Consider the following 12,075-nt stretch of genomic DNA (forward strand, 5'->3'; position numbering starts at 1 on the left):
GCCCTCCCATTTATTCACATTTTTGTTACAATCAATGCCACTTTAATATTGGATAAACTAACCTCACATGCATGATGTTTTATCGCTGTCACCTGTTGATGGTCGCTATGGCAATAAAGTAGACAAACTCCGTCCTTATTTGAGCGAATATGGCCTTATTCGTTTTCGTACACTTGTTGAAATAAAATGGTTAAAACACCTCTCTCAAGAAGCAGGTATTAGTGAAATTCCTGTTTTCTCTGCAACGGCGAATACACTTTTGGATGAAGTGATTCATAACTTTAATGAAGAAGATGCCCTAGCCGTTAAAGAAATTGAAAAAACGACTAACCATGATGTGAAAGCCATTGAGTATTTCATTAAAAATAAAATAAGTGGCAATAGTGAACTTGCTCAGGTGAGTGAATTTGTGCATTTTGCCTGCACATCTGAGGATATTAACAACCTCTCCTACGCCTTGATGCTTAAAAATGCAGTAGATGAAGTGATTTCACCTGAAATACATCATATCTATGAGACTATTTCAAAGCTTGCGCATGATTATAAAGATCAGCCGATGCTATCACGGACACATGGGCAACCTGCTTCACCAACCACACTTGGAAAAGAAATGGCTAATGTTGCTTTTCGTATAAAGCGCCAACTCAAACAGCTTCAATCTTTTGAGTATTTAGGCAAACTAAATGGCGCTGTAGGCAATTTTAATGCACATATGGCTGCTTACCCAGAGCTTGACTGGGCGGATATTTCTAAACGTTTTGTTGAGTCTTTGGGACTAAGTTACAACCCATTGACCACTCAGATTGAACCACATGATTATATTGCTGAGTGTTTTCACATTCTTAGCAGAACCAATACGATTTTAATTGATTTTAGCCGTGATATTTGGAGCTATATTTCAGTTAATTATTTCAAACAAAAGACGATCGCTGGCGAAATTGGCTCTTCAACGATGCCACATAAAGTCAACCCTATTGATTTTGAAAATGCCGAAGGTAATTTGGGTCTTGCCAATGCATTATTACAACACCTAGCAGAAAAGCTTCCTATCTCTAGATGGCAGCGCGATCTAACTGATTCAACCGTACTTAGAAATATTGGCAGCGCACTTGCTTATGGCCTTATTGCTTATCAGTCATTATTAAAGGGGATCTCTAAGCTTGAGCTTAACCGCGATCCTATTTTAGCGGATTTAAAAGATAATGTTGAAGTATTAGGCGAAGCTATACAAACGGTTATGCGCCGCTATGGCATTGATGCACCTTATGAGAAACTGAAATCCCTCACACGAGGCAAACGTATCACACTTCAAGATTTATCTCAGTTTATTGATAGCTTAGAATTAACCAATGAAGTTAAAACAGATCTAAAATCAATGACCCCTGCCAATTATATTGGCATTGCAGAGAAACTGACAAAGCTCAACAAATAGGAAACAACTATAATGGAAAGTACTCAAAATGATGTTATCAGCATCAGTGACTTGCTGATTGTTTTGATCAAACGCATAAAACTATGGCTCACTATTTTTATTTTAGGCAGCCTCTTTAGCATTATTTATGGCGCCTTACATAAAGATAATTATGCCTACAGCGCTTTAATTAAAGGCCCTAGCTATTTAAGTAATGGTCAAATGCAATATATTATCAGTGATAGTAATTTCACAGCACTGATTCAACTTTATCTCCACCAATATAAATTAAAAAACCCAAAAGCAGCGCTGATTGATCAGTTGACTCTCGACTCTGACACCTTAAGTTTGAAAGTGACTGCTAAAGAAAAGCAAAAACAGGCAGTTGATGCCCTTATTGACAACTTTGTTCAATTTGTTGCTAACTCAGCTGATTATAATATGCAAATTAATAACTGGAGTAAGAATGTAAAGTACAATATTAGCCTTTTGGAAAAGCAAAATTTGTACTATCAAAGAAATGAGAAAAACTTACAAGACTCTCTTAAGCGCTTAACTCAAAGCAATGATATTGGCAGCGTAAATGGACAAGCCTTGTTAAATAATCTTTCACAGACAGTGATTGCCTATCAAGACCGCGTCTTTAATAATAATACGAATATCCAACGCTATAAATCTCAGCTGCAATCACTTAATACAGCACCTTATATTCTAGAAACACCACTGAGATCTCTAAAACCACAGGGACTTACCTCAGCAGTTATCGCGATTTTAGGGGTAATCTTATCGTTAATTCTTGCAACAGCTATTATTTTTGTCATCGAATTTATTAGTAATACAAAAACAGAAGTCAAATCAAAGCTGAGTAAATAATACTTAAATACGGCTAACTCTTATCTTTTTTAGAGACTTGTGTTATCACACTAGAGAGTCTAAACTTTTTGTTGTTTAAAATTTCACTTTCATAAATAGTCATATAAGCAAAAACCAATTTGGCATAATTTCTTGTCTCACCAAATGGGATGGTTTCTATCCACTGATCACCATCCATTGGGTAATTTGTCAACCAATTTGCCACATTACCCTGCCCTGCATTGTATGAGGTAACGCCTAAAACTTTATTATCACTAAAAAGTTTATCCATGAAATTTAAATTCGCCGCGCCAAGCATAATACTTGCATTTGGATTCAACCACTCATTCATATTGATATTCAGCTTATATTTATCTGATAGAAATTTAGCCGTTGTGGGCATTAATTGCATTAAACCACCTGCACCAACATAAGAGCGTGCTTTAATGCGATACATTGACTCTTTTCGCATAATCGCATAGATAAGTGATTCATCTAAATGAAAGCGTTTTGATGCTGCTTTTACCTCACTTTGAAAGGCAACCGGAAATCTCACTGTTAAATCATTTCCTGCCCCACCATTGGCATATGCATACACAGAAAGCTGATAGATTTTTTGATTTTCAGCAAGCTTGGCTGCTGCTAGTATATCGCTATTTGATTTACCCTTAAGTTCAAAGCGCCATAAATTATAGGAAAGTTGATAGTCCTTTAATTGATACAAATCAAAAGCAGCTTGAATGGCACTATTTTTCTCTAACTTAGCAAGTGCGCTACTACTCACCTCAATCATTTTATCATTAAACGTATATGGTTTTTTGAGAATATCTGCCGACAAAAAGCCATAGTAACTTCTCTCAGCAGCAAGCTTTTCAAACACTGGCTTTGCTGCATCCATTTTGCCAAGCTTTTGATTTGCTCTTGCTTGCCAATATTGCCATTCGGTTTTGTTTTTCAAAGTGACTGGCGCCTTTTGAGAATATGCTAAATAGTCAGCATAATTACTCCAATAAAGCGCTGTTCTAAAACGCCATTGCCAGAGCAGTGTTGAGGCATATTGATTATCAATCTTAGCTAGCCATTTAATTGCAAGCTTATTGTGTGCACGCGCTAAATCAATGGCAATTTCAGCTTCAACAAGGTTAATGATGCGCTTTGACAGTAGCTTTTTTTGTTTAAAGCTTTGCCAAAACTCTATCGTGTAATAACTATCTGCGCGTGAGAGGTTATCCATGATAGATAAAAAGGCACTATTAAAACCAGAGAACTTGTGAAAACTTGCTGTAAAGTCATCAAGGTATTTCTTTGGATTTTTATTGGCATTTTGCCACAGTGTATAAAAGCGTATTCTTGTTTTATCATTTGTTTTTTTAATCCAATACAATGCCTCTGTCAACTTGCCTGCCCCCGCAAGTGAAAAAGCCTTCTGGCGAATTTCAGCCTCTGAAAGTGTCTTCTCATTTAACCAAATTTTCTCAAAACGATCACAGGCACTTGGCAGTGAGACTCTAGATAACCAAAGCGTGGTGAATTCATTTAAAGCCCTCTGGCGTTGGTTTAAAACATATTTTGCTTGCAAATTATAACACTGGCCAGAAACACCTAAATTCCCTTCATAGTATTTCTCAAAGTTCTGCCAATTTTCTTTTTGTGCATAATAAAGCGCAAGCTTTTGTTTTAGCAAATAAGCCCAATAACTTCCTGTGTTGTCTTTTAAATATCGATCAATTGTTTTTGTATCAAACTGACTAATATCTTTTGTAATCTCTTGATATTGCAAGTAAGAATAAAGCGCTGTATCACTCAACTTTGCTTTCAGTTGATAGTACGCTTTCATATCATTTTTATTTAATAACACTTCTGCTTTTTGGAAATTATCAGCATCAGTTTGACTCATAGCCAGCGCATAATTGACTGGCAAAATAAAGATTGCACCCAAGCAAAGCTTTTTAATGTGAGAGAGTTTCATTCTAATTACGCCACTTTTACATTATTTCACAAATATTTAATGGGAAATATGGTGAAATAACAAGTGTGATTTTGAAATTATATCAACTGCCAGTTATTTTGAACGATTAAGCACAAATGCAACGCGCTCATTAACAGACAAGTTCTGATCTAATTTATCATGAATCTTTTCATATGCATCTTTAAGCCCCTCTTCATTAGCGATTTGAATGTTTAAACCTGGGCGTGCATTTAACTCTAATAACAATGGACCGTGATCTTTATCAAGCACAATATCCACGCCCAAATAACCAAGAGAGGTCATATCATAAGCGCCGCTTGCAATTTCAAGACATTCTTGCCAAAAGGGAATTTCAATTCCCTCAACAGGATTAAATGTATCAGGATGGTGGGTAACAATCTCATTATGCCAAACACCATGGCGTGTTATGCTTGTTTGTATATTAACTCCAGCCCCAATTGCCCCTTGATGCAAGTTTGCCTTGCCATTTGATTCTTGTGTTGGCAAACGTACCATTGCCATCACAGGAAAGCCTTTAACGACAATAATACGAATATCTGGCACGCCCTGATAAGCCACTTTTTCAAATATAGGATCAAATTGAATAAGATATTCAATCATCACCTTATCAGGATGCCCTCCCAGAGAATAAGCACCACTTAACGCGGTAGAGACATGATATTTAAGCTCATTCAGTGTTAACAACTTGCCACTTGATGTTCTATAACGTTCATTGATAAAATGAGTTATTACTAAGATTCCCTCGCCTCCAGCTCCTTGAGATGGCTTGATCACAAAAGAGCTCATTCCCTTTAGCATCTTATCCAGCTTCCTGTTATCATGCTCTGTTTCTACTAGTGCATATAGCTTAGGTACCTTAATTTTATGCCCTTCTGCCAATGATTTTGTTAACACCTTATCATCAACAAAGGGATAATATTTTCGATTATTCAAGCGCTGCACAAATTCCAAATTTCGTGCATTAATGCCTAGAATACCCGCTTTTTTAAGCCTCCACCATTTTGAAAAAAACATTTAACTACTCTTTTTATTGTTTTTTTTCATTAAGGCATTAAATCGATAAAGCTCACTGAGTCGATAGCCTCTATATCGCCCAATTAAAAGCATAATTGCCATAACAATAAGAAGCAGCCCCGGAAACGTGAAAAACCAATACTCAAGTATCTCATTAAAGATAAACATATAACAAACTGTTGCTGCAAATAAGCTACCAATAGCAATTTTAATCGCTTCAGTACCACTTTTCTCATCCCATATAATTGACAATCTCTCAATAGACATCGTCAGAATCACCATTGGAAAGAGTGTAATTGAAAGCCCTTGTGACAACTCCATCTTGTGCATAATAATACTAATGAGTGCCATTAAGATAACGACAATGGTTAATATCATACCAAGGCGCGGCACTACCAATAACTGAAGCTTTTCAAAATATGCCCGAAAACTAAGACCAACCAGTACCACAAAAGAAAAAAGAATAATTCCCCAGACCAATGAGGTGTCCTTAAATGCCAATGCAATTAATACAGGCATGAATGTTCCAAGTGTCGGCACACCAATTAAAATGCGTAAAAATAAAATAATTAAAACCCCAACTGGCACCATTAGGATAATCTTGTAAATTTCTTGAGTTTGCGCGGGTAAATTCAGTAAAGAAAATTCATATAAATTTTGCTTTAATGCACTATTTTTCAACATCAAATAACGCTCTTGAGAGATCCCTTGTTTCGTTGCAGTAAAGGAACTTGAGCGCAAATCTCCTCCGTTGATCTTGATGAAATTCTCATTACCAAGCCACCAAATAAAGGCCTTCTGATCTGGGTTTGTAATAAGTGCATCCGTTTTAGTGTCAAAGATATGCCATTTGCTTTGATAAAATACAGCAATCCAAGTTGGCAAAGTTCTTAAGCTAAGCTTCTCTGCTGAATCATACGGAACAACATGTAAAATAGTATTTGGCAAGTTCAATGTTGTTAAAATATCACCTAAAACGCGCACTTTTTGCTGATTGCTTGGCGATTGTTGAATCAGTAACTGCCAAAAATTTTGTGATTTTCCACTGTTAACAAATCGAATGCTGTGCTTAATCATCGTTTGTTCATCTGATGATTTCTCAGCAATTTCTTTTGCCGCATTTAACAGTGTAATTCTCTCTTTTGCCTTATAATGATGGGTTATTTTCTCTTTTGCTTTTTTAAGATTTGGTACTGGTGGCTCTACAAATTTTGCCCCACTTGGCACTGTAATATCATATAAAATCGTTTGTCTTGATTTCACTTCACTTTTAGATAATACTGCAACTTTATTTTGCTTGTCCTCTGAGCGCATAATTATTTTACCAAACCCAGCAGCACTAATGCTTTCATGCAATGCATCTTCTGCCTCAAGATTTGGCACAAAAAGATTAACTCGCATGGTATTACCAATCACTGTAGGCGCAATATCAAGCTCCGCATTGAATTTCCACACTGCTTTTTGCGCATCTGGCTGCCAATCAAGCCCCAATTTATAATGCTGATACAGTGTAATGCCCACACCTGTTATCATTAAAATAACAAAAAGTGTATAAAACTGTCTATTGATCTTATTCATGATCTGATGACTCATCCTTAACATTGCTTATAGAATCAGTTTCATTTTTTTCACCACTCTCTTTAGCTAACTTACACAAGCTTGGTTTAAAGGTCATCTTTTGCCCAGAGTCAATGACTGCACCAAATTGAATCAACGCCTTTCTACCAAGTAATAGTGGATAATAAAAATGGGTCCGATCAGTCAGATTCACCTCAATATCATATACTTTGCCATCAAAACAAACCGGCATCATGACCGCTGGTCTTTGATCATATTTTTTATCTTGCGCTTCACCTGCTCTATTTTTTATCTTCATCACGCGCTTTAACGGTAAATCATAATGCAGTTTTTTAACATCATCTTTTTTATGCTCATTCTCATAAGAAACATCAAATGAAACATATTTCTTATCTTTATTATCAACTGTTTTGTCATAGATTTTAATGTTGACGGCAGAGAGAGAAGAGACCCCCGCCCCCGTATCAAGCTTTGCCTCCAAAAGTGTACCACTTGGCATTAAATAGACCTTTTCAGCATAACCATACCCAGCTTTAATATTAGCGCTTGCCATGTTGGCCAGAATAAAAGTTAATATCGCTATAAGTGATTTTTTCACAATGTTAATTTCCCAATTCCATCTCTTTTTATATAAACCATACGCAAAGTCATCTACGAGTGGCATAATATACGTTACACTGGCAATTATAATAATCAACTGCCTGCAAAACATAAAGCACAAATGTATAAAACACCGCTTACAAAAAACATTTATGAGATTTTACCAATAAAACGATCGCGCTTTATTGGCGAGATTTACCCTGTTACACAAGTACAAGAAGTTGATGCTATTCTCAGGCAGGCACGAAAAGCTTACCCGCATGCAAATCATATTTGCTGGGCATACCAACTGCTTGATAAAAATACCCTTCGCTCCAGCGATGATGGAGAGCCCCAAGGTTCAGCTGGCAAACCAATATTACAACAACTACAAGGAAAGCAGCTATCTAATACGCTTATTTTAGTCATTCGTTATTTTGGTGGCACTAAGCTAGGCGTTGGCGGACTGATACGCGCTTATGCACAAACAGCAAAAGCGCTCATTGCTCATAGTGAACTTGTTGATCTTAAGATTACCACAGAGCTTATTATTTCTTTTGATTACGCACAAACCTCAAAAGTTGACACAGCTCTCTATCAACTTAAGCTTATACCCACTTTACAGAACTATGACACCAAAGTGACACTGCACTTTAAAGTTGATCAAAATATATTAAGCGATATTATAAACGCACTTGATGGGCTAATACAAAATCAGATTATTTCTGTTAAAACTTTAGGAATATAACCGCGAAACTAGTCTAAAGCAGCACCACGACACACTTTCTTATACTTACCGTTTAATCAACAATTTCCCCCGTTTGAATATCCCATAGCCGCTTATATTTCCCTTTAGCTTGTAATAATGCCTCATGAGTACCTGATTCAATAATCTGACCTTTATCCAATACATAAATACAATTCGCATGCCTGACGGTAGAGAGTCTGTGGGCAATAATAATGGTTGTTCTATGATGGGATAGCTGATACAAAGCTCTTTGTATGGCCAGTTCTGTTTCATTATCTACCGCTGAGGTTGCTTCATCCAAAACTAAAATAGGGGCATTTTTCAAAATAGCTCTGGCAATGGAAATACGCTGTTTTTGTCCGCCAGAGAGCAATACCCCTCTTTGCCCCACATGCGTATTATACCCATCTGGCAAGCTCTCAATAAACGCATGAATGCCTGCAAACTTTGCAGCTTGAATGACAGCGGCATCCTTTTGTTCAAAATTACCATATAAGATATTATCTTTAATCGAGCCATCAAATAAGAAGCTCTCTTGGGAAACAAGTGCAATTTTATCTCGCCATAAACTCAAAGGGTAAGAGGCAATATTATTTTTACCATATTGTATTTCACCGCCTTCAAGTTCATAAAAACGACACAATAGTTTAATTAAGCTTGTCTTACCTGAGCCTGACTCACCGACTAAGGCAATGGTGGTATTTTTTTCTATCGTCAGATTAAAGTTTTCAATTACAGAAGCTTTATTATCATAGGAAAAACTCACATTATTAAAGTGAATAGGCTCAGCTCCTGTTGTCACTTCCAGTATATTTTCTTTTGCGCTATTTTTTATTTCACTCTGCCAAGTTAATAAATTAAATACTCGTGTAGTTGATGCCATAACTCGCTGATAATCAACCGTGACTTGAGCAAGATTATTAAATGGCCATAGTAATCTTTGAGAGAGAAAAATAAGCATACTAAAGGTGCCCACATTCATTTGACCATGAATGGTTTGATAACCACCAATTAAAAGTGTGAATAAAAAGCCCGTTAACACAAACATCCGTATCACTGGTGTCACCATAGAACTAATTTGAATTGTTTTTCGATTCGCCTGTTGATAGGCTTTACTTGCACTGGTGACCCGTTTTGTTTCATAGCTTTCAGTGGTGTAGCTCTTTATCGTTAACACACCTAAAAGATTACGTTGCAGCACCCCGCCAATCTCAGCTGCTTTTTGTCTGACTTCTAAGAACCTAGGTGCTAGGCGATGCTGAAAATAAAATGCACCAACAATAATCAGCGGAATGGGTACAATTGAAAGCACGGTAATAAGCGGGGAGGCAAATAAAAAAACAATGCCAATGAATATCGTTGACACAATGATTTGTACAATTTGATTCACGCCATCTTCTAAGAAGCGCTCCATTTGATTGATATCATCATTAATGGTTGATATTAATTGCCCTATTGAGGTTTTTTCAATTTGCGCTACCTTGGCGTTTTGTATATGCGCATAAACATCCACGCGCAGCTTATGCTCAACATTTTGCGCAAGGTTTCGCCATTTCAAACTGTATAAATACTGAAATGATGACTCAAATGCCCAAATCACAAACGTGGCCAACCCTAAAACAATCAACTGATAGATAAGAGAATCAATGCCGGTAAGTTGCGCAATCCACGAGCTTTTTTGTGTTACCACCATATTAACAGCAACCCCTAACAAAATCTCAGGGAAAATATCAAACAGTTTATTTAAAGTTGAGTATAACAGTGCGAGCAAATAGTCTTTCCGGTATCCACGCATATAGCTCAACAAGCGAAAAAGTGGATATTTAGAGGTAGATAAATACTTTTCTTGTGACAAAATAAAAACCATTATGCGGAAATAGTTTCAAGCATAATGGCTTTATAAACAGCGTGCAATATAAATTCTACATTTGAACGTATACCCGCGCCCCATTTGAAGCAACTGCATTAGTGACAATAGAGCTTGTACTAGTTTTAACCACATGCTCTGGCATCCTTGCATTAAACTGATCATTCGCAGCAAAGCCAACGCTAACAAATAAAACTCCCGTTAGTAAAATACCCAGTAATTTTTTCATAACCACTCTCCTATGTTACCTAACAAACCACCTTTGTTACTACTAAGCCTAGCTAGCGATATAGGGATTTAACATAGTTTGAATGCAAAAAACGAACTTAGCCCTTTGGCTCTAAGTGATTAGCTGATGTTTTGATAGCATATTCTTAATGATTTGATAATGATCATCCATAAGCTTGTCAGACATCTCTGATAGCACATGAGAAATTGAAAACCACTTAGCCTTTTGCGCATCATCTTGCCCCTTTACGCTAGGCAAGCGATTTGTTTGTAAAGAAAACAATCCAGCATGTGTAATGGTTCTTCCTCGCAAAGAGCGATCTGGATAGTCATACACTTCTATTGCCACAGGTGATTTATCAAGAAACGCGCTATCAATACCACTTTCTTCAACAAGCTCTCGCCTAATCCCATCAAAAATACGCTCATCTTCTTCTAAAAAGCCACCGGGTAACGCCCAAAGATCTTTCCCTGGTGCATATTTTCGCTGAATTAAAAGTATATGCTCATTACAAATAACCAATGCATCTGTGGTGACAAAAATGGGCGCATAAGGGGCATCTTCCCATGCCTTTTTATACTCTTTAATCGCATGATACTCTTCATATAAACGATCATATTGTGCATTTGTTAAAAATGCATCTAAAATTTGCCAACTCCCTTGATCGCGTGTTTTTGCAATCATGTATTCCTCTAAAATACATTTTTGCTCGAAATAGGCTTTACGAAACGCAGTTGCATTGTAACTTTTATAATTATCCACATCGATGTGCCGCCATTTTGGAAAGCACTTTAGATAGTAACTACTGGCATCTTTTTGATGCCCTACAATCGCAGTTTTATGGCTTTTCGCGCTATATTTTTCAACGCGAGTTAACACTTCATTAATCCACCCCTTTTCATCATAAAACCAATCAGATAATGGCTCAATGACAATGCGTGTTACATCAACGTCTGCAAGGTTCAAATCTGCCATAATCATGTTTTTTCGATCTTGATAAGAAAATGGATTTTTAATACTGGGCGCTCGAAAGGAAGATCCAATAAGAAGGATAAGTTGATCCGCCACCTTGAGTGCTTTTTCTATATTATGTAAATGCCCTTTATGAAATGGCTGAAAACGCCCGATAAACACAGCTGTATCATATTTTTTCATCATTATTTCACTCTACGATGATGTATTCTCTGATTTAAACGTATCTGGCACATCATTAAACACTGTCACCACTTTTTTTACACCCGAGACATTTGCTGCAACAGATGCTGCTTTTTGGCCTTCTTTTTTTGTCACAATCCCCATGATATAAACAACACTACTTTCTGTTACTACTTTAAACTTCAAGGTGTTGACGCCACTTGACACCATTGCACTTATTACTTTTGAAGTTATCCAACTATCGGCAAGGTAATTACCAATATTAATCGCTTGACCCACTGTCAGTTGATTATAGACCATTTTCACGCCGGGAAGCTTTGCCATATCAGAGGCAAGCCTTTGAGATAAGTTTTCACTTGGCACTTGTCCCAATAAGAGCAAAATACCATTAAATACAACTGGCTCTACATTTGATTTCCCTTTAAGTTCAGGATAGTCACTTAAAAGCCCAATTGCTTTGAATTGTATCGATTTATCTGAGGCATTGGTTTTGCCATCAACACTGCTACCGGCAACATTTGTTCCCACAACAGCAGCGCCCGCGCCAGCAATGACAACAGGGGCGCAGCCTGTTAGAAGCAAAACACCACTTAATAATAAAATGCTAAGGCCTTTTTGTATTTTCATTTTCTAAGCTTCCACTATTGCTTTA

The 12,075-nt window shown here is 37.0% G+C and carries 11 protein-coding genes; 3 read left to right on the plus strand and 8 right to left on the minus strand.

The annotated features are described in order from the left end of the window. Positions 1-67: 67 nt before the first annotated feature. Together purB and A37Q_RS0101795 are read left to right on the plus strand one after the other, a co-directional pair. Positions 68-1,432 (plus strand): adenylosuccinate lyase, encoded by a 1,365-nt coding sequence (gene purB, locus A37Q_RS0101790; RefSeq protein ID WP_018298552.1) that lies wholly within the window; start codon positions 68-70, stop codon positions 1,430-1,432. 12 nt (positions 1,433-1,444) lie between these two features. Then, positions 1,445-2,284: a GumC domain-containing protein gene (locus A37Q_RS0101795; protein WP_018298553.1), complete on the plus strand. Its 840-nt coding sequence runs from the start codon at positions 1,445-1,447 to the stop codon at positions 2,282-2,284. 13 nt (positions 2,285-2,297) lie between these two features. On the opposite strand, the gene A37Q_RS0101800 is transcribed toward A37Q_RS0101795, so the two are convergent. The 4 genes from A37Q_RS0101800 to A37Q_RS15710 form a co-directional block, all read right to left on the minus strand. Beyond that, positions 2,298-4,232, minus strand: coding sequence for a transglycosylase SLT domain-containing protein (locus tag A37Q_RS0101800; protein ID WP_018298554.1), 1,935 nt, complete (start codon positions 4,230-4,232; stop codon positions 2,298-2,300). A gap of 93 nt (positions 4,233-4,325) precedes the next feature. Continuing rightward, positions 4,326-5,267, minus strand: coding sequence for an alpha-L-glutamate ligase-like protein (locus A37Q_RS0101805; protein ID WP_018298555.1), 942 nt, complete (start codon positions 5,265-5,267; stop codon positions 4,326-4,328). Next, positions 5,268-6,845, minus strand: coding sequence for a UUP1 family membrane protein (locus A37Q_RS0101810; RefSeq protein WP_018298556.1), 1,578 nt, complete (start codon positions 6,843-6,845; stop codon positions 5,268-5,270). Beyond that, a complete protein-coding gene (locus A37Q_RS15710) occupies positions 6,838-7,443 on the minus strand; it encodes an ATP-dependent zinc protease family protein (RefSeq protein WP_169710222.1) in 606 nt (201 codons plus the stop codon). The genes A37Q_RS0101810 and A37Q_RS15710 overlap by 8 nt, the downstream gene beginning before the upstream one ends. A gap of 123 nt (positions 7,444-7,566) precedes the next feature. Between A37Q_RS15710 and A37Q_RS14375 the strand changes: the two genes are divergently transcribed. Continuing rightward, positions 7,567-8,172: an IMPACT family protein gene (locus A37Q_RS14375; RefSeq protein ID WP_018298558.1), complete on the plus strand. Its 606-nt coding sequence runs from the start codon at positions 7,567-7,569 to the stop codon at positions 8,170-8,172. A 52-nt stretch (positions 8,173-8,224) separates the two neighbouring features. Here A37Q_RS14375 and A37Q_RS0101825 read toward each other — a convergent pair whose 3' ends face one another. From A37Q_RS0101825 to A37Q_RS14380, 4 genes are all read right to left on the minus strand, one after another. Continuing rightward, on the minus strand, positions 8,225-10,027 hold the full coding sequence (locus A37Q_RS0101825; RefSeq protein ID WP_200403674.1) for an ABC transporter ATP-binding protein: 1,803 nt from the start codon (positions 10,025-10,027) through the stop codon (positions 8,225-8,227). 67 nt (positions 10,028-10,094) lie between these two features. After that, positions 10,095-10,268: a hypothetical protein gene (locus tag A37Q_RS16190; protein ID WP_018298560.1), complete on the minus strand. Its 174-nt coding sequence runs from the start codon at positions 10,266-10,268 to the stop codon at positions 10,095-10,097. A gap of 111 nt (positions 10,269-10,379) precedes the next feature. Next, positions 10,380-11,426 (minus strand): bifunctional nicotinamide-nucleotide adenylyltransferase/Nudix hydroxylase, encoded by a 1,047-nt coding sequence (locus tag A37Q_RS0101835; RefSeq protein ID WP_018298561.1) that lies wholly within the window; start codon positions 11,424-11,426, stop codon positions 10,380-10,382. Between the two features lie 9 nt (positions 11,427-11,435). Then, positions 11,436-12,050, minus strand: a complete 615-nt coding sequence (locus A37Q_RS14380) for a BON domain-containing protein (protein ID WP_018298562.1) — start codon at positions 12,048-12,050, stop codon at positions 11,436-11,438. Between the last annotated feature and the right edge of the window lie 25 nt (positions 12,051-12,075).

This window comes from Fangia hongkongensis FSC776 = DSM 21703 (genome assembly GCF_000379445.1).
GTDB lineage: Bacteria > Pseudomonadota > Gammaproteobacteria > Francisellales > Francisellaceae > Fangia > Fangia hongkongensis.

What these genes read in the sequence shown, in the direction of transcription:
- purB (WP_018298552.1), top strand. Translation starts at nt 68, where the DNA reads ATGCATGATGTTTTATCGCTGTCACCTGTTGATGGTCGCTATGGCAAT.
- A37Q_RS0101795 (WP_018298553.1), top strand. Translation starts at nt 1,445, where the DNA reads ATGGAAAGTACTCAAAATGATGTTATCAGCATCAGTGACTTGCTGATT.
- A37Q_RS0101800 (WP_018298554.1), bottom strand. Translation starts at nt 4,232, where the DNA reads ATGAAACTCTCTCACATTAAAAAGCTTTGCTTGGGTGCAATCTTTATT.
- A37Q_RS0101805 (WP_018298555.1), bottom strand. Translation starts at nt 5,267, where the DNA reads ATGTTTTTTTCAAAATGGTGGAGGCTTAAAAAAGCGGGTATTCTAGGC.
- A37Q_RS0101810 (WP_018298556.1), bottom strand. Translation starts at nt 6,845, where the DNA reads ATGAATAAGATCAATAGACAGTTTTATACACTTTTTGTTATTTTAATG.
- A37Q_RS14375 (WP_018298558.1), top strand. Translation starts at nt 7,567, where the DNA reads ATGTATAAAACACCGCTTACAAAAAACATTTATGAGATTTTACCAATA.
- A37Q_RS16190 (WP_018298560.1), bottom strand. Translation starts at nt 10,268, where the DNA reads ATGAAAAAATTACTGGGTATTTTACTAACGGGAGTTTTATTTGTTAGC.
- A37Q_RS0101835 (WP_018298561.1), bottom strand. Translation starts at nt 11,426, where the DNA reads ATGATGAAAAAATATGATACAGCTGTGTTTATCGGGCGTTTTCAGCCA.
- A37Q_RS14380 (WP_018298562.1), bottom strand. Translation starts at nt 12,050, where the DNA reads ATGAAAATACAAAAAGGCCTTAGCATTTTATTATTAAGTGGTGTTTTG.